This is a genomic window from Nocardioides albertanoniae (assembly GCF_006716315.1).
GTDB classification, from domain to species: domain Bacteria; phylum Actinomycetota; class Actinomycetes; order Propionibacteriales; family Nocardioidaceae; genus Nocardioides; species Nocardioides albertanoniae.
Genome location: NZ_VFOV01000001.1, coordinates 2,987,395 through 3,005,284, shown reverse-complemented (window position 1 = coordinate 3,005,284; position 17,890 = coordinate 2,987,395). Strand labels below are relative to the sequence as shown.

General features: G+C 68.8%; 14 protein-coding genes. 5 read left to right on the top strand and 9 right to left on the bottom strand.

What is annotated here, in order from left to right:
• Nucleotides 1-19: 19 nt before the first annotated feature.
• Complete coding sequence (locus FB381_RS14465) at nucleotides 20-2,431, bottom strand: hypothetical protein (RefSeq protein ID WP_141780928.1); 2,412 nt, start codon at nucleotides 2,429-2,431, stop codon at nucleotides 20-22.
• 166 nt (nucleotides 2,432-2,597) lie between these two features.
• Between FB381_RS14465 and FB381_RS14460 the strand changes: the two genes are divergently transcribed.
• The gene (locus FB381_RS14460; RefSeq protein WP_141780927.1) at nucleotides 2,598-3,092 is read left to right on the top strand and encodes a hypothetical protein; all 495 of its coding nucleotides are present in this window, start codon (nucleotides 2,598-2,600) and stop codon (nucleotides 3,090-3,092) included.
• Nucleotides 3,093-3,122: 30 nt separating this feature from the next.
• On the opposite strand, the gene nhaA is transcribed toward FB381_RS14460, so the two are convergent.
• Nucleotides 3,123-5,006, bottom strand: coding sequence for a Na+/H+ antiporter NhaA (gene nhaA / locus FB381_RS14455; RefSeq protein WP_246088120.1), 1,884 nt, complete (start codon nucleotides 5,004-5,006; stop codon nucleotides 3,123-3,125).
• A gap of 275 nt (nucleotides 5,007-5,281) precedes the next feature.
• Here nhaA and FB381_RS14450 point away from each other — a divergent pair, with 275 nt between their 5' ends.
• The 3 genes from FB381_RS14450 to FB381_RS14440 all read left to right on the top strand — a co-directional run bounded on the left by FB381_RS14450 (nucleotide 5,282) and on the right by FB381_RS14440 (nucleotide 7,602).
• Entirely contained in the window at nucleotides 5,282-6,004 is a 723-nt protein-coding gene (locus FB381_RS14450; RefSeq protein ID WP_211352438.1) for a TetR/AcrR family transcriptional regulator, read from the top strand.
• Nucleotides 6,005-6,066: 62 nt separating this feature from the next.
• Complete coding sequence (locus FB381_RS14445; protein ID WP_141780925.1) at nucleotides 6,067-6,465, top strand: VOC family protein; 399 nt, start codon at nucleotides 6,067-6,069, stop codon at nucleotides 6,463-6,465.
• 126 nt (nucleotides 6,466-6,591) lie between these two features.
• A complete protein-coding gene (locus tag FB381_RS14440) occupies nucleotides 6,592-7,602 on the top strand; it encodes an IS481 family transposase (RefSeq protein WP_141780924.1) in 1,011 nt (336 codons plus the stop codon).
• Here the strand turns inward: FB381_RS14440 and FB381_RS14435 are convergent.
• The 3 genes from FB381_RS14435 to FB381_RS14425 all read right to left on the bottom strand — a co-directional run bounded on the left by FB381_RS14435 (nucleotide 7,599) and on the right by FB381_RS14425 (nucleotide 12,040).
• Nucleotides 7,599-8,474: an NAD(P)-dependent oxidoreductase gene (locus FB381_RS14435; RefSeq protein ID WP_141780923.1), complete on the bottom strand. Its 876-nt coding sequence runs from the start codon at nucleotides 8,472-8,474 to the stop codon at nucleotides 7,599-7,601. The two genes, FB381_RS14440 and FB381_RS14435, sit on opposite strands and share 4 nt — an antisense overlap.
• Nucleotides 8,475-8,544: 70 nt before the next feature.
• Nucleotides 8,545-9,372: a sulfurtransferase gene (locus FB381_RS14430; RefSeq protein WP_141780922.1), complete on the bottom strand. Its 828-nt coding sequence runs from the start codon at nucleotides 9,370-9,372 to the stop codon at nucleotides 8,545-8,547.
• Between the two features lie 133 nt (nucleotides 9,373-9,505).
• A complete protein-coding gene (locus tag FB381_RS14425) occupies nucleotides 9,506-12,040 on the bottom strand; it encodes a LamG-like jellyroll fold domain-containing protein (protein ID WP_246088119.1) in 2,535 nt (844 codons plus the stop codon).
• A gap of 251 nt (nucleotides 12,041-12,291) precedes the next feature.
• Here FB381_RS14425 and FB381_RS14420 point away from each other — a divergent pair, with 251 nt between their 5' ends.
• Nucleotides 12,292-13,074 carry a DeoR/GlpR family DNA-binding transcription regulator gene (locus FB381_RS14420; RefSeq protein ID WP_141780921.1) on the top strand — a complete coding sequence of 261 codons (783 nt, stop codon included), beginning with the start codon at nucleotides 12,292-12,294 and terminating at the stop codon, nucleotides 13,072-13,074.
• A 1-nt stretch (nucleotide 13,075) separates the two neighbouring features.
• On the opposite strand, the gene FB381_RS14415 is transcribed toward FB381_RS14420, so the two are convergent.
• The 4 genes from FB381_RS14415 to FB381_RS14400 are packed head-to-tail and all read right to left on the bottom strand — an operon-like array spanning nucleotide 13,076 to nucleotide 17,773.
• Nucleotides 13,076-14,062, bottom strand: coding sequence for an ABC transporter permease (locus tag FB381_RS14415; protein ID WP_141780920.1), 987 nt, complete (start codon nucleotides 14,060-14,062; stop codon nucleotides 13,076-13,078).
• Nucleotides 14,059-15,063: an ABC transporter permease gene (locus FB381_RS14410; RefSeq protein WP_141780919.1), complete on the bottom strand. Its 1,005-nt coding sequence runs from the start codon at nucleotides 15,061-15,063 to the stop codon at nucleotides 14,059-14,061. The genes FB381_RS14415 and FB381_RS14410 overlap by 4 nt, the downstream gene beginning before the upstream one ends.
• Nucleotides 15,060-16,682: a sugar ABC transporter ATP-binding protein gene (locus FB381_RS14405; RefSeq protein WP_141780918.1), complete on the bottom strand. Its 1,623-nt coding sequence runs from the start codon at nucleotides 16,680-16,682 to the stop codon at nucleotides 15,060-15,062. The genes FB381_RS14410 and FB381_RS14405 overlap by 4 nt, the downstream gene beginning before the upstream one ends.
• 20 nt (nucleotides 16,683-16,702) lie before the next feature.
• Nucleotides 16,703-17,773, bottom strand: coding sequence for an ABC transporter substrate-binding protein (locus FB381_RS14400; RefSeq protein WP_141780917.1), 1,071 nt, complete (start codon nucleotides 17,771-17,773; stop codon nucleotides 16,703-16,705).
• Nucleotides 17,774-17,890 lie beyond the last annotated feature (117 nt).

Sequence of the window (17,890 nt, the reverse complement as noted above, 5' to 3'; positions counted from 1 at the left end):
GCTCCAGCGAGGCGCGGCACTATCTGCCGGCGGTCTCTCGGCCCCGCATCCACCAGGCCAGGAAGGTCCCGGTCGTCAGCAACGCGACCCCGAGACCGACGAGCAGGCCGACGGGGATGTCCGCTCCGGTGTCGGGAAGGTTCCCGCCACCGGCCTCGGTCGAGGTGTCCGGGGAGCCCGGCGTGGAGGACGGCGTCTCGACCGGAGCCGGTCCGGCTGAGTCGGTCCCGTCCGGGTCGGGCGCCGTCGTGGGCGTAGGTGTGGGTGTGGGCGTTGGTGTGGGCGTGGGTGTGGGGGTCGGCGTCGGGGGCGGGTCCTCGAGCTCGGTGCCCGCATATCCGCTACCTCCGAGGAACGCCGTCTCCGAGTCGCGCGCCGTGGTCTGGGTGCGGGTGGAGTCCTTGGTCGTACGCGGCAGCCTGCTGTGCTGGGCGACGAACTCGGTCCGGGAGACGTTCCGCTTAGGCGACCTGGAGAAGTCGACGCCACCGACCACGTAGGTGAGGTTGACGCCGCCGAACTCCATCTCCCAGCGATACTCGCCTTCCTTGAAGATCTTGACGTACTTCTCGTAGACAGACGTCTTGGTCCAGTCCTTGTTCTCGCCACGCAGCGGCCAGCGGGAGACGTCGCCACTGTTGATGACCGGACGGAAGTCCGTCGCCTTCTGGGCGTCCTTCGCCCGGATCCACTCCGCGGCCACCCGCGAGGTGTAGACCCGGCGCAGGTCGGCGTACTGCGGGTCCTCGTTGATCCTGCGGACCACCTCGGGCTGGATCATCGTGTCGTACATCCGCTGGTTGTGGTCGATCTCGACCTGGGTCAGGTCGCAGCCCTCGCCTCCTGGGCCCGGGGTGTTCGTGTCCTGCGGCACCGAGGTCACCTTGAGCGGAGCATCGAGGATGTAGATGCCGCCGTCCTGCTCGCGGACCTGCGCACGCTCGGGCTCGATCCACGACCGCATACCGTGGAGACATGGGGCGCCGTCGCGGCGGGCCAGGGAGTTCCAGAACTGGCGCCCTCGGTCGGTCTCGGGATCCATCGCGCCGTAGACGTCGTGCTTCAGCTGGAGGTCGGCCTCCAGCAGCACTCGGCCGGCGTCGGTCTTGGCGAAGCTGCTGTCCATGATCCGCTCGGGCTCGTCGGGGTTCAGGTTGACCCAGAAGCTCGAGGGATCCAGCGCCAGCCAGGTGAACAGCGCATCCGAGGCCAGCTGGAGCTTCGCCTCGCCTCCGTAGCCCGGTTCGGTGTCCTCGTCGGGCACCAGGTCGGCCTTCATGGAGTAGTCGAGGCTCTTGCCCTTGACCGGGTTGCCGACGTACTGGAGCTCCAACGTGGAGAAGTCGACGCCGCCGGGGCCGCGCCCAAGGGCACCGCGGGTGTTCATCTGGTTGTGGACGGCCTGGATCTGACGCGCCTGGGCAGGGTTCTTGCCCGACTGGGAGGCGAGCGAGTTGATCGGCCCGTACGTCCCGGTGCCGGGCCGTGGGTTGAAGACCGGCGACGACTTGGTGTACTTCGTCTGCGGCCACAGGCCCTTCGCGCTCGCGCGCCGCTCGGCGATCCGGACCGGGTTGTTGCCGCTCTTGCGCTCGGTGCGGAGCTTCTGGTTCTCGGCCTGGTAGTCGCGCACGGTTGCCCGGGTGGGCTTCTCGCCCGCGAACATCGTCAGCCGGGAGCGGGTGAAGTCGTGCTTGCTGTCGCGGTGGCGCAGGATGATCCGGTCGTTCTTCAGCTGGTTCGGCTTGCGCTTGCCGTCGGCCTTGATCTCCCCGAGGTCGCCGGTGCGCTGGTTGTAGGCGTCATAGCGCCGCGAGGCGATCTTCCTGCCGTCCTTGTCGAAGATCTCGATGGTGACCTCGCACAGCCAGTCCGGGCCGACGAGGTTGTAGTCCAAGACGGTCTTCCGCTCGAACGTGTGCCCCTTCTGCCGGCTGATCTCTGCCGGGATCAGGTGCTGCGCGACCCACTTGTCGAAGCCCTTCACGGTTCCGGCGGTCTCGCGATAGCGGTTGTAGCGCGCGTAGATCGCCTTGCGCATGTCCTCCGGGTCCTGTGTACGCCGGTAGTCGGCGTCGTGCTTCTCGATGTCGGCCTTGCTGCTGCCGACGTTCGCCAGGTCACCGGCGGTCGGGGTCGGCACGGCTTCGAATGCCTTGAAGAAGTTGTTGAAGAAGTACTCCTCGTCGGGCCCCGACCTGGTCCAGTGCTGCCGGCCGCTGGGTGCGCCGGAGTTGTTGGGCGTCCTCGGATACGTCTTTCCCAGATGCTTCTGGTCGCAGCGACCGGCATTGGAGATCTTGGCGTAGTTGCCGTTGGCGGCCTGGGCGCTGGTCGAGACCCCGACCAGCAGCATGCTCGCTGAGAGGAGCACGGCCATGAGAAGAGCCAGCGCCCGGATGGTGCGCGGCGGAATCAGTGTCGTTGTCACTGTGTGTCCCTCGACCGGGGGCCTCCGGTGGGAGAGCGTGCGCACAGAGATGCCCCCGTGATGGCTCCGTGCGCGCCGAGACAACGTAGGGAACCGCGCGGGAGGCGTGCAACGTCATTTCCTCGAGGTGGCTCGAATCCGTGCCTGTCCTGAGTACGGTGGGGGCGTGACCGCACCGACGGACGACCCCGCTCGTCACCCGGACCTGCTGACGTGGCTGGAGGAGAGGCGGGCCGCCCACCCGGCGTGGGCCCGGAGCACCGGCTCGGGCGACGAGCTCGATCTCACGCCGAGCTCCCTCGACGCCCTCGACCGTCTCGTACGCGACTTCGCGGACGCCCCCGGCGTGATCAGCGAGGCCAGGACGAGCCCCTTCCTCCAGGGGGCGCTGTGGTATCTGGGCGAGGTGTTCTGCCGGCACGCGGGGATGACCTGGAAGTACCAGCCCGACCCGATCCTCGGGCCGGTGCCGCTCTTCGGTCTCGATACGCTGCCGGGGCTCGACTCGCCCTGCGTGAGCCTCCCCGAGGACGAGCCCGAGCGTGGGCTCTACCCGCTGAACCTGCTGCGCCGGATCCTGATCGACGAGGACGAGATGGGTGAGCCGATGTTCACCACTCTTCCCTGGATCTTCGAGGACCCCTACGAGGACGACGACTGAGCAGGGAGCCGGACGGGAGCGGCGCCCGGGTCAGCGCCGTGAGCGCATCCCGAGACGCGCGGTCTCCCCGGTCGCGGTCCGCTCGAGCGCCGCGATGAGGGTGCGGGCGTCGTAACGGCCCTCGTGGCGGTGGGAACCGACGAAGAACGTCGGCGTGCCGCGGGCGCCGCTGGCGGTGGCGGAGTCCATGTCGGCGCGGACGTGCTCGGCCAGCTCAGGATCCTCCATGTCACGCAGGAACTGCTCGACGTCGAGCCCGAGGTCGTCGGCATAGCCGGCCAGGTCCTGGTGCTCGAGCTCGTTCTGGTGGGCGAAGAGATGCTCGTGCATCTCCCAGAACCGGCCCTGCCGCGCCGCGGCCTCGGCGGCGACGGCCGCCAGCTCGGCATGGGGGTGCTGGGGGAGAGGCAGGTGGCGTACGACGTAGCGGATCCTGGGGCCGAAGTAGTCGCGGACCTCGTGGGCGGTGCCGGTGGCGCGGGCGCAGAAGGGGCACTCGTAGTCGAGGTATTCGACCAGCGTCACCTCGGCGTCCTCGTCGCCGTGGATGTGGTCGCGCGCCGCGTCGACGGGCGGCGAGAGCACCTTCGGCAGGGCCGCGTCGCGCTGGCCCAGGTAGCGGGCGGCGACCTGGAAGATCACCCAGCCGAGCGCCGAGGCGACGACGACGGAGATGAGCACGCCGACGATCGCGTCGCGCTGCAGCGTCTCGGAGTCGAAGGCGAGCGTGGTGATCAGCAGCGCGACCGTGAAGCCGATGCCCGACAGCGCCGCCCCGCCGAGCACGTGACCGCCGCCGACGCCCTGTGGCAGCCGCCCGATCCGCATCCGGGTGGCCAGGAACGCGCCGCCGCCGATCCCGAGCGTCTTGCCCAGCACGAGGCCGGCGACGACGCCCCAGGTCACCGGTGAGCTCAGCGCCTCGCCGAGCACGCCGTTGCGAAGGTCGACCCCGGCGTTGGCGAGCGCGAAGACGGGCACGATGAGATAGCTCGTCGGCACGTGCAGCGTCTCCTGGAGCCGCTCGTTGACCGAGATGGTGCGGGTCAGCTCGTCGCGGGTCTCACGCTGCAGCGTGGGCAGCGGCGACTGCCGGAATGCCCGGAACCGCGAGGTCGCGACCTCCATCTGTGCGCGGGTCGGCTCGGCCGCCGGCACCAGCAGCCCGCCCAGCATCCCCGCGATCGAGGCGTGCAGCCCGGCCCCGAGCGTTGCCACCCAGGCGACGAGGACGAGCAGGACATACGGCCCGGCCCGCCACACCTCGAGCCGGTCGAGCACGAAGATCCCGGCCAGGGCGAGGCCGGCGACGACCAGGGGTGCGATCTCGAGGTGGTCGGTGTAGGCCACGCCGATGACGCTGACGGCGACGATGTCGTCGATGACGGTCAGGGTGAGCAGGAAGATGCGCAGCTGGGTGGAGACCGCGGGGCCGACGAGCGCGAGCATGCCGAGGAGGAAGGCGGTGTCGGTGCCGATCACGATGCCCCAGCCACGGGCGGCCTCGCCCGAGGAGTTGAGCGCCAGGTAGATCAGCGCGGGTGCGATCAGCCCTCCGGCCCCGGCGATCAGCGGCACCACCATCCGGCGGCGGTCGGTGAGCTCGCCGACGGCCAGCTCGCGGCGTACCTCCAGGCCGACGACGAAGAAGAAGACGACCATGAGGCCGTCGTTGACCCAGTGGTGCAGGCTCATCGAGAGCCCGACGGTGCCGAAGTCGACCGAGACCAACGTCTCCCACAGGTGTTCGTAGCCGTGCGACCACGGTGAGTTGGCCCAGGCGAGGGCCAACAGCGATGCCACGACGAGCAGCGCCGCGCTGGTGGACTCCAGGTGCATGAAGTGGCGCAGCGCGGTGCCGAGCTGACCGGTGCGGTCGGTGTCGCGGCGGGCGCTGATCTGTCGTGTGCTCACACCACGACTCTAGAGAGTTGCCGTCTGGTGCGGATCCAGACAGGTTCGTACGAAAAATCCACAGATGCGTGACTCGTCATCTACACCGTCGTTACTGATGGTGACGGCAGATCGTCATGGGGGCGTATCCAGCGCAGTCAACCGGTGCAAACGCACTGTGACGCACGTGCGCATCAGGTAGCCCAATGTCACTATGTCGAATGGGCCATAAGGCTCAGAAGTTGTAGAGGATTAGGTCCTTTCAAGTCTTCCTTGAAAGTCTGAATGGGGGTTAGATGGGTCACATGACAACTAGGCGCTCTCGGCCCGGCCGCCCTAGGCATGTTCCCGACTCGAGCACGACCTCTCCACGCGATCAGATCCTGGACGCCGCCTCGCGGCTGTTCGTCTCCCAGGGCTTCGCCGCGACGTCGACTCGAGAGATCGCCGACATGGTCGGCATCAGGCAGGCGTCGCTCTATTACCACTTCGCGGGCAAGGACGAGATCCTCGCCGAGCTCCTCCGGCGGTCGGTGCGTCCGACCACCGACAAGGTGCACGAGATCCTCGCCCAGGTGCCGCCGCTCGACTACGAGACGGCTCTCTACCTGCTGGTGCTCGTCGACGTACGCACCCTGGCAGACGTGCCGCACAACGTGGGCATGCTCTACCAGCTGCCCGACGTGGCCAAGTGCGAGGTCTACGACGAGTTCCGCACCGAGCACGACGAGCTCTCCGAGCACTACGCGCGTCTGGCGGGCGAGGTCGCCTCGAAGACGGTGCGCTCGGCGATCAGCTTCAAGCAGCTCGGCGACCTGCTCATCCAGATGGTCGAGGCCGTGATCAACATGCGCACCGAGAACCCGAACCGTAGGATCCCGTGCTCGGAGGCGTGGGCGATCGCCGCTTCGTGCCTGCGCATCTGTGGCGTCGACCAGGCCAAGATCGAGGCCGCCGCGCCCATCGCCATCGACCTGCTCCCGCGGTTCATGGAGGACAAGGTCGCCGAGCCGGCCTGACAAAACGTCCGGTGGCCGCAAACTCGCTGGACGAGAGTGCGGCCACCGGCTTCGATGTGGGGATGACCCTCTTCGTCTCGCACACGACCATCGACTGCCACGACGCCTACGCGCTCTCGGAGTGGTGGAAGGCTCTGCTCGGCTATGTCGATGTCGAGGGCGACCCCAACCTGCCGGGCCACGAGGAGTGCATGATCCTCGACCCCGAGACCGGCCACCGGCTGCTGTTCATCGAGGTGCCCGACGCAGAGCTGCCGGCCAAGCGGATCCACCTCGACCTGCGTCCGCGCAGCGGCACGCGCGACGAGGAGGTCGAGCGGCTCCTCGGTCTCGGCGCGACCCAGGTGGCCGATCACCGCGGCAAGTACGGCCCCGGCACCGGGTGGGTGATCTTCGCCGACCCCGAGGGCAACCAGCTCTGCGTGCTTCGCTCGGAGGCCGAGGTCGCCGCGCAGGTCTAGTTGTGATGCCCAGGCACGTTGGTCGAGTTCCTGTGACGACACGGTCTGAGGTGTAGATGGACGAAGGCCTCCCCGGTGTGGAGTGGAGCTGTCTAGGAACCAGTTCCGCCACCAGGAGAGGCCTTCGTGTCCCACGCTACCCATGCCAACGCTGCCCTGACCCCTCGCGCCCGGCTCAGGCTTGCGCGTCTCGTCGTTGAACACGGCTGGCCGCCGGCCCGCGCTGCTGAGCGTTATGACGTCTCGTGGCGTACCGCGAAGAAGTGGGCCGAGCGTTACCGCTACGAAGGTCCGGCTGGGATGCTCGACCGGTCCTCAGCGCCGCACCATCAACCCAACCTGACCCCGGCTCCGGTCGTGCGCAAGATCGTGCATCTGCGGTGGAAACAACGCCTCGGGCCGGTCCAGATCGCCGACAGGCTCAACATGGCTTCCTCGACCGTGCACGCCGTGCTCGTGCGGTGTCGGATCAACCGTCTCGCCCACATCGACCGGGCCACCGGTGAGCCGATCCGCCGCTACGAACACGACAAGCCCGGCGACCTGATCCACGTCGACGTCAAGAAGCTCGGCAAGATCCCCGACGGCGGCGGCTGGCGCTACCTCGGCAAACAGCAGGGCGACAAGAACCGCTCCACAACAGCCAAACGCACCGGTGGACCCAAGAACAAACACCGTCAACCACTGATCGGAACCTGCTACCTACACACCGTGATCGACGACCACTCCCGCGTGGCCTACGTCGAAGCCCACGACGACGAGACCAGCCAAACCGCTGTCGCGGTCCTCAAGAACGCGGTCGCCTGGTTCGCCGCCCGCGGCGTCACCGTCCAGCGTGTCATCAGCGACAACGGCAGCTGCTACAAGTCCCACCTATGGCGCGAAACCTGCGCAGATCTAGGCATCACGCCGAAGAAGACCAGGCCCTACCGGCCACAGACCAACGGGAAGATCGAACGCTTCCACCGCACCCTGGCCGAGGGATGGGCATTCAAGAAGTTCTACAACTCCGAATCCGCCCGACTCGCCGCCCTGCCAGGATGGGTCCACCAGTACAACCACCACCGGCCCCACTCAGCAATCGGGAAAGCCGCACCCATCACCAGATTGAACAACCTGGCTGGGCATCACATCTAGTGGCGCAGCAACTCATACATGCTGGAGAAGCCCTGGTCACCGTGACCCTGGGCGATCCGGCGGTCCATGAGCGCCTTGACCTCCCGCATGCGTACGGTCTCGGTGCCTGCCGACTCCCGATGGCTGATCAGGTCGTCCATGAGTGCCGCCTGTACGTCGAGCGAGCCCAGGTCCGGGCCGTACGCGCCGCTCTTGATCGCACCGGCCATCATCTTCAGCAGCCCTGCGTAACCGGCCAGTGAGCCGGCGAGTCGTTCGGTGAACGCCTCCACGTCCATGCCTTCGCTCTCGACCAGGCCGAGCGTGTGCAGGAAGCCGATCAGGAACTCGTAGCCCATCGCGACCTGGGCGTTGAACTCGACCGCGGCCGATCCCGCGTCGGGCCCGTGGTAGACGACGGAGCCGAGCTCGCGGAGCGTCGGATCGGCGGTGTCGAACGCATCGCGCCCGCCGCTGAAGGCCAGCGACATCTTGGGCGTGCCGACGTCGGGCGGGTCGCCCATGACCTTGCCGTCCAGGTACGTCGCGCCGTGGGCGATCGCCCACGACTCGTTGGCCCGTGCCTGCGCGGGGGAGCCGCTGGTCAGGCTGATCAGGGTGCTGCCCGCGGCGGCGTCGCCGACGGAGTCGAGCACCGCCTCGACCGCGGTGTTGTCCAGGAGACTGATGACCGTCAGCGGACTCGCCGCCACCGCCTTCGCCGCGGTCGTCGACACCTCGGCTCCGACCTCGACGAGCGCGTCGGCCTTGTCGGCCGTCCTGTTCCAGACCGTGGTGCGATAGCCGCGCTCGAGGAACGCTCGTGCGACCGCTGAGCCCATGTTTCCCAGCCCGATCACGGTGACCGCGGGGCGGTCGATCTTCTCTGTCATGGTCCGACTCCATCTCTCGCTGTAGTGCGACCATGCTTGAAGATGAAGTGAACTTGAGGTCAAGGGCCTTCTAGGTCTGTTCGCCGGTCGCGACCGGGAGGTCGTGGTTGCTCCACTGGCTCCATGAGCCCGGAAAGAGCGCGGCGTCGTGGCCGGCGATCGCCAGGGCGGCGATCTGGTGGGCAGCGGTGACGCCGGAGCCGCAGTAGGTGGCGACGGGGGAGTCTGCTTCGACGCCGAGGGCGGTGAAGCGAGCGCGGAGCTCCTCGGCGGGCAGGAACCTTCCGTCGGGGCGCAGGTTGTCACTGGTGGGTGCGGAGGTCGCACCGGGGATGTGGCCGGCCTTCGGGTCGACGGGCTCCACCTCGGCCCGGTAGCGCTCGGCTGCGCGAGCGTCGAGCAGCACGCCGTCGTAGGCCGCGACCTGCTCGAAGGGGAGCACGGTGAGGTGTCCGGGCGTGAGGCTCACGGAGCCCGGCGTCGGCACGACGTCGTCGGTGGCCAGCGGGTGCCCCGCCTCGGTCCAGGCGCCGAGAGCACCGTCGAGGAGGCGTACGTCGCCGATGCCTGCCCAGCGCAGCAGCCACCACGCGCGGGCAGCGGCGGTGTCGCCCACCGCGTCGTAGGCGATGACGGTGTCACCCTCGTGGATCCCCCAGCGCCGGGCCGCGGTCTGCAGGGCCTCGAGCGTCGGGAGCGGGTGGCGGCCGCCGGTGGGCTCACCATGGCCGGCGAGCTCGGTGTCGAGATCGACGTAGACCGCGCCGGGGATGTGACCCTCGAGGTAGGACTCGTGTCCTGGCGGGCCACCGAGCTGCCAGCGTACGTCCAGGAGCACCGGTGGGTGGTCGGAGTCGAGTGCGGTGGCGAGCTCGTCGGCGCTGATGAGGATGGTCACTGGCAGAGTCTTTCAGGAATCCCGAATCGGTCCCAGTGGGCTCGCGGCGAGCTGTAACACGTCGTTCGTAGGACTGGTCGCCCTATCAGAACGACCGGATAGACCTACGAACGACGTGTTACAGCTGCGACGGTTACTGCCCCGCGAGCTGTGCGACCTCCTCCGCGGAGAGTGCCCGGTCGAAGACGCGCACCTCGTCGATGTCGCCACGCAGGTAGTCGACGAGGTTGCCGCCGAACTGGCCGCGTCCGACCACGGTGTGGCCGGTCGTGGCCGGCGCCGTGCAGACCTGCTGCTCGCCCTGCTTGTGCCCGTCGACGTAGAGCGCCAGGCTTCCGGTGGCCGCGTCGCGGACGCCGGTGAGGTGATACCAGCGACCGGGCTCGGGCTTCTCGGAGGACAGGGCCCGAACGCCGCTGAAGCTCATCGACCACCGCTGGTCGGCGCCGCTGTACTGCAGGAAGAAAGCGCTGTCGCGACCGGTGTCCTGGCTGACCGCGGTCTGGAACGAGTCGCCGGCCTCGTCGAGCTTCACCCATGCCGAGACGCTGTAGCTGCCGTCGGTCTTGATCAGCGTGTCGCCGGTGTCGGCCTCTCCGGCGCCGGCGAAGGAGAGCGCGTTCCCGTCGACGCCGGGCGCCCACTCGGTCTCGGTCAGCGTCGCGTCCGCGTCACCGACCGCGTCGGCGGTGGTGGTGCCGCTGCCCTCGGAGAACGGGTAGGCGTGCACGCCGTCGAGGCCCGGGGTGCCGGGGTCGACCTCGCCGGGCGGGGTGCCGGAGCCGTCGGCGCCGTCGATGATCGACTGGTTCACCGCGCGCACCTGGGCGAAGTCCATCTTCTTGACCTGGCGGTCATAGGTGTAGAAGCCGTTGACCTCGTGCTCGACATCGGTGGTCTGGGTGTAGATGGCACTGCTGATGCCGCAGCGTTGGGCCGAGTCGAGCACGGCCTCCTGGTTCTCGACGTAGAGGCTGGTGAGCTCCTCCTTGGTCGCCGCCATCTGATAGGCGTGACCCTCGCCGAACCACATGTGGTCCTCGACCTCCAGGCCGTAGCCGCCGTGCTCGCCGTCGATGGCGACGCGGTCGTCGGTGGGCATGTTCTGCGCCGGCCCGGTGTAGGCGTGCCAGTCGATCACGTCGCCGCGCCCGCTGTCGCCGTGGGAGTCGCAGCAGTTCACCCCGCTGTGGGCGTTGACCAGGCGGCTGGGGTCCTGGGCCTTGACCTGGTCGGCGATCTCGCCGGTCTCGGTGCGGTCCCACTCGCCCCAGCCCTCGTTGAACGGCACCCAGCCGATGATCGAGGTCCACGAGTCGTGCTGGTCGACCATCGTCTCCAGCTCCAGCTTGAACTGTTCCTGCGCCTCGGGCGGGGGAGTGCCGCCGGTCTTCATCGCGGGCATGTCCTGCCACACGAGCATCCCCAGCTGGTCGGCCGCGTAGTACCACCGGTCGGGCTCGACCTTGATGTGCTTGCGGATCGTGTTGAAACCGAGCTTCTTGGTCTCGGAGATGTCCCAGCGCAGCGCCTCGTCGGTCGGTGCGGTGTAGATGCCGTCGGGCCAGTAGCCCTGGTCGAGCGTGGACATCAAGAAGGTGATCTTCTTGTTGAGCGTGATCCGGAGCTTCCCGTCGGCTCCCTTCTTCGTGCCGATCTCGCGCATGCCGAAGTAGGAGCCGACGGTGTCGACCACCTTGCCTCCGCGCTTGAGGGTGACCTGGAGCTGGTAGAGGTAGGGGTCGTCGGGTGACCACAGCCGTGCCTTCGGCACCGGCACGGTGAGCTTTGCTCCGGCCGTGCCGCGGGTGACCGACACGGTCTTCTTGCCGGCCTTGACCACCGCCTCGACGCTCGCGCCGTCGGCATCGGCGGCGTCGACGGTGAGGGCGAGCGTGGAGGAGTCGATGTCGGGCGTCGTACGCAGGCTCTGCACGTGGCCGCGGGCGGAGACCGGCTCCATCCAGACGGTCTGCCAGATGCCCGAGGCGCCTTCGTAGAAGATGCCGCGGTCGGGCACGTTGCGCTGCTTGCCCAGGGGCTGCCAGGTCTGGTCGCCGAGGTCGGTGACACCGACCAGGATCTCCTGCGGGCCGTTGCCGCGCAGAGCGTCGGTGACATCGGCGGAGAACTTGTCGTAGCCGCCGCGGTGGGTGGCCACCTCGACGCCGTTGACGTAGACGGTGGAGTCGTAGTCGATGGCCCCGAAGTTGAGCACGAGCCTGCTCTCGGGCCCGATGTGCCACGACCGCGGCGCCTCGAACGTACGTCGGTACCACATCCGGTCCTCACGACGGCCGATGCCGGAGAGGGACGACTCGACGGGGTAGGGGACCAGGATCTCCTCGTCGAGCGTCTGCCCGAAGGGAGGCTGCTCGTCGGCCGCGGCACCGGCGAACTCCCAGGTGCCGTTCAGGCTGCGCCATGCGGACCTGGTCAGCTGGGGGCGGGGGTAGTCGGGCAGTGCGTTGTCGGGGGAGACGTCGTCGGTCCACGGGGTGGTCATCGACAGGCCGGCGGCCTGGGAGCCGTCATCGGCCTCGGCGCGGCTGCCGAAGGCGACGACCATCGTCGCGACCAGGGCGACTGCGGTGAGGATGCTGAGCGGCAGAGTGCGGAGTGCCGGCCGCGGTCTGACCGCGGCGGGACGAGGAGACTTCGTTGTCACTGGCTGAGCCTTTCTCGACGAGCGCGCGGGAGGGGATCCGCACTCCCCGTCCCGGGCTCGGCCCGGCGCCCCGAAAGACGGGTGACCGAGCCCAGGCGAGTGATCTATTTCACACACAAGAACCAACGAGTGTCAACAGAGTCGAGCACGAAATGAACAGATATAGACACGAATCGGTGATGATGCGAACCTTGACCACAACTCCCGGTGTCGTACGCGGCGCCCTGCTGTGGAAGTGAGATGGTCAGGACATGTTGGCGGCCGAGCGACAGGGCAGGATCATCGAGGCGATCGAGCGGCGCGGTGCCGCCCGGGTGGCCGAGCTCGCGACTCTCCTCGACGTCTCGGACATGACCATCAGACGCGACCTCGACGCGCTCGCCGCGCAGGGACGCATCGACAAGGTGCACGGCGGGGCGACGGTCAAGGGCCGGCCGAGCACCGACGAGCCCGGCTTCGAGGCCAAGGGCGTGCGCCAGGTCGAGGAGAAGCGCGCGATCGCCGAGCAGGCGCTCGAGCTGATCACCCCGGGCTCCGCGATCGGCCTCTCCGCGGGCACCACCACCTGGACCCTCGCCGGCGCGCTCCCGGCCTCGCTCGACCTGACCGTGGTGACCAACTCGATGCACATCGCCGAGCAGCTGGGAAAGCGCGGCACCAGCGTCATCCTCACCGGTGGGGTGCGTACGCCGTCGGACGCGCTCGTGGGGCCGATCGCGGTGGCCTCGTTGCAGTCCCTCCATCTCGACCTGGTCTTCCTGGGCGTGCACGGCATGGACGTCCGCGCCGGGTTCACCACACCCAACCTGCTCGAGGCGGAGACCAACCGCGCGTTCGTCGCTGCCGGCCGCCGCCTCGTGGTGCTCGCCGACCACACCAAGTGGTCCACCATCGGGCTCAGCAGCATCGCTCCGCTGGCTGACGCCGACGTGATCGTCACCGACTCCGGCATCCCCACCGAGGCCCGATCGATCCTCGAGGAGTCGGCCGAGGAGCTGATCGTCGCCGACGTCGCCCGGGCAGACGCCTCCTAGCTCACAGCCGCCGGGTGCGGCTGAGCACGGTCTGGAGAACGACGACGGCGGCGAGGAACGCGCCGCTGACGACGGCCTGGACCGAGGAGTTCAGCGACCCAACCTGGTTGATCACGTTCTGGATCACGCCGAGCAGGAGCACGCCGGCGGCGGAGCCGACCACGGATCCGGCGCCGCCCACGAGCAGGGTGCCGCCGATGACGACCGCGGCGATCGTGTCGAGCTCCATCCCGGCGCCCAGGATGGTGACACCCGAGGAGACCCAGGCCGCGTTGAGCGCGCCCGCGAGACCGGCCAGCAGCCCGCTGAGCACGTAGACGGCGGTCTTGGTGCGGACGACATGGAGCCCCATCAGCGAGGCGGCGTCCTCGCTGCCACCGACGGCGAAGACGGTGTGGCCGAAGGTGGTGCGGGTGAGCACGACGCCGAGCACGATGACCAGCACGATCGCGATCCACACCGAGACGTTGAGCCCGGCCAGGTCGCGCCCGAGCTGGCGGAAGAGGCTGCCCTCGGGCACCTGGTAGGTCGTCTGACCCTCGTTGCTCAGCGCCAGCAGCAGCCCGCGCGCACCGAGCAGCGAGGCGAGCGTGACGATGAACGGCGCCATCCGCAGACGTGCCACGAGCAGGCCGTTGAGCAGGCCGATCGCGCCGCACAGCGCCAGCGGTGCGACCAGCGCGACCACCAGCCCGTGCTGCGAGCCCCACGCCGCCACGACGCCCCCGAGCGCGAAGACCGACCCGACCGAGAGGTCGATGCCGCCGCTGATGATCACGAACGTCATCCCGAGGGCGACGATCGCCAGGAACGACTGGTCGACGACGATGTTGGAGAGGTTGTCGACGCTGCCGAACCGCGGGAACGCGATGCTCGCCACGATCGTGAGCAGCGCGAGGACGGCCAGCGCCCCGTGACGTTGCAGCACGCCGGCGATGTCCTCGAGGTGTCGCGTGCGCACGGGCTCCGCGGCGATCGTGGCGGTCATCGAGGACTCCTTGTCAGCAGGCTCCCCAGGCTCATGCCCGGTCTACGGCCGCGGCCGAGCTGGAGGTAGACGGCGAGCAGGATGATGACGGCCTGCGTCATCTGCGACCACGAGTCGGCGATGTTGTGCTTGATCAGCGTCGCATCGATCAGCTGCATCAGCAGCGCGCCCGCGATCGTGCCGAGGATGCGCACCTTCCCGCCCGAGAGCGGGGTGCCACCGACCACGACGGCGGTGATCGCGTAGAGCTCGAAGAGCAGACCCATGCTCGACGGGTCGCCGGCGCGCAGCCGCGCGGTCGCCATGACGCCGGCGACCGTGGCCAGCAGGGCACACAGGACGTACGTCGTCAGCAGCACGCGCCGCACCGGCAGGCCGGAGAGCTCGGCGGCGCGCCGGTTGCCGCCGATCGCGACCAGGCGCCGGCCGTAGACAGTCCTGCGCACCAGGAAGAGCACGACCAGCGCGGCCACGGCGGCGATGATCACGACGTAGGGGATGCCGAGCAGCGAGTTGGTACCGATCCCGATGAAGGCCGGGTTGTGGACGGCCTTGAGCTGCCCGTCGGCCAGCAGCAGCGCGACGCCGCGTCCACCGACGAAGAGGGCCAGGGTCGCCACGATCGGCTGCACTCCGACGACCGCGACCAGGGTGCCGTTGACGAGGCCCGCGACGAGTCCGCCGAGGAGAGCCACGAGGATGGCGACCACCGGTCCGTAGCCGAGCCAGAGCGGGATCATCGCCGCGGCCAGAGCCATTACCGCGCCCACCGAGAGATCGATGCCCTCGGTGCCGATGACGAGCGCCATCCCGAGCGCGACGACGATGATCGGCGCCGCCTGGATCAGCTGGGTGCGGAAGTTGTCGACCGTGATGAAGCCGGCCGTGCCGAAGGCGTTGTAGACGAGCACGAGCACGATCGCCATGTAGACGCCGTTGTCGCGCAGCCAGCCACGCCAGTCGGTGCGCATGCGGAGTGCGGTGGTGGAAGCGATGCTCATGCCGGATCACCGTCTTGGTCTGGTCGTACGTCTGGTCGGTCCGAGGCGAGTGCGTCCATGAGCGAGCCTTCGGCGACCCGCTCGCCGACGAGCTCCTCGGTGGAGCGGCCGCTCTGGAGCACGACGATCCGGCTGGACCCGCCGACGAGCTCCTCCATCTCGGAGGAGACCAGCACGATCGCCAGGCCCTGCTGGGCGAGATCGGCGACGAGCGCCTGCACCTCGGTCTTCGCGCCGACGTCGATGCCGCGGGTTGGTTCGTCGAGCAGCAGCACGCGCGGCTCCGTGCACAGCCAGCGAGCCAGCACCACCTTCTGCTGGTTGCCGCCGGAGAGGTCGCCGACTCGCTGGTCGGGGCCGGAGGCCTTGATCTTGAGACGGTCCATGAAGGTGCGTACGACGGAGTCGATGCGCCGCTCCGAGACGAGCCCGAGCCGGCTGAGCCGGGGGAGCGCGGCGAGCGCGATGTTGTCGCGGATGGACAGGCCCGGCACGATCCCCTCCGCCTTACGGTCCTCGGGGAGCAGGGCGATACCGGTGCGGACCGAGGCACCGGTGGTGTGCCGGCCCATCGGCCTGCCGGCGACGGTGACGCTGCCGCCGTCGACCGCGAGGTCGCCGAAGACGGCGCGCAGGGTCTCGGTGCGACCGCTGCCGAGCAGCCCGCCCAGGCCGACCACCTCACCGGGCCGGGCCTCGAAGCTCACCCCGGCGAGCTGAGCACGCCGGGACAGGTCGAGCACCTCGAGGATCGGGTCGGCGTCGGCTGCCTGGTCGGCCGCCTTCTCCCGCAGCCGCTGAAGCTCCTCGGCCTGACGTCCGAGCATGTGCTCCACGAGCCGGCCGCGGGTCAGACCGGCCACGGGGCCGGTGTGGGCGACGCGGCCGTCGCGCAGCACGGTGACCTCGTCGCAGATCCGGAAGATCTCGTCCATCTTGTGGCTGACGTAGACCACGGCCACGCCCCGGTCGCGCAGCGAGGCGACCAGGTCGAGCAGCTGGTCGACCTCGCGCGGCTCGAGCGACGAGGTCGGCTCGTCCATGACCACGACCGAGGCGTCCACACTGACCGCACGCACGACGGCGACGATCTGCTGAAGGCCGAGACCGAGCGTACGCAGCGGGCGGGTCGGGTCGATGTCGACACCGTGCTCGGCGAGGAGGCGGCGGGCATCGGCGTACATCCTGCGCCGGTCGACGAGACCGAATCGCTTGGGCTCGCGGCCGAGGTAGAGGTTCTGCCCGACGCTCATCAGCGGCACCAGGTTGACCTCCTGGTAGATGGTGCTGATGCCGGCGCGCTGGGCCTCGAGCGGTGCGGCGAAGGAGACCGGTGCGCCGAGGAGCCGCACCTGCCCGGAGTCGGGTGCGTGCACGCCGGTGAAGACCTTGATCAGCGTGGACTTTCCCGCACCGTTCTCTCCCACCAGGGCGTGTACGCTGCCGGCCCGCGCCCGGAAGGTGACGTCGTCGAGCGCCTGCACGCCCGCGAACGACTTGCTGACACCGAGCACCTCGAGGGCCGGTGCGTCGTCTCGGGACCTCGCCGCGAGACCGGCGGCCGACCCGTGGTCGGCCGCCGGAGCGGACTCGTCGCCGTTCGCCACTGTCGTGGTCATCTGTGCTGGTGACTGCTCGGTCAGTAGGCGGAGCCGACGTCGGCCTTGGCGTTTGACTCGTCGTACTGGCTGTCGCTGATCACGATGTTCTCCTTCAGCGTCTTGCCCGACAGGAAGTCCTCGGCGGCCTGGAAGGCGAGCGGGCCGAAGCGCGGGTTGGACTCGACGACGCCGTTCATCCGGCCGTTGACGATCTCCTGCACCGCGTTGCGGGTGCCGTCGACCGAGACGACCTGGACGTCCTTGCCGGGCTCCTTGCCCGCGTCCTGGATGGCGGTCAGCGCGCCGAGCGCCATCTCGTCGTTCTCGGCGTAGATCGCGGTGAGGTCGGGATTGGACTGGAGCAGCTGCTCGGTGACCTGCTGGCCCTTGTCGCGGGCGAACTCGCCGGTCTGCTGGGCGACGATCTCCAGGTCGGGAGAGCTCGCCTCGATCTCGTCGACGAACCCCTTGGTGCGGTCGGTGGTCACGTTGTTGCCGGAGGCGCCGAGCAGGATCGCGACCTTGCCCTTGCCGCCGGTGGACTCGGCGAGGATCTTCGCGGCGCGGTGACCCTGCTCGACGAAGTCGGAGCCGATGAAGGAGACCCAGTTCTTGCAGAAGCCGGTCTCGAGCTTGCGGTCGACGGTGATCACCGGCACGCCCTTCTTGGCGGCCGCGTCGAGGGCCGGCTCGAGGCCGGAGGAGTTCAGCGGGGCCACGATCAGCACGTCGACGCCCTTGGTGAGCAAGGTCTTGATGTCGGCGATCTGCTTGGGCAGCTGGGAGTTGGCATTGGTGGTCTCGAGCGTGATCCCGCGCTTCTTAGCCTCCGCCTTCATCGACTCGGTCTCGGCGATGCGGAACGGGTTGGCCTCCTTCTCCGACTGGGAGAACCCGACGGTCGCGCCGCTGAGGTCCATCTCCTTCGCGCCATAGGCGTCAGGAGTGCAGTCGCCGCCGTTCCGATCGGCCACCTCCTGGGCCGCGGCCTTGCCCCCGCCGGAGGCCGCGCTCGGGGCTTCCTCGCTCTTCCCGCACGCACCGAGGGTGCCGGCGAGCGCGAGCACCGCGCCGGCCGCCACGAACCTGGTCCGGAGATTGATCGTCATGATGGCTCCTCATTGAGACTCGTTGGCCGACCAGTGGATTGCCGCGAATCGAGAGGCAACGGAGCCGACGCGAGATGTGACCTGGGACACAACTACGCGCAGAATAGCCTGTCAAGA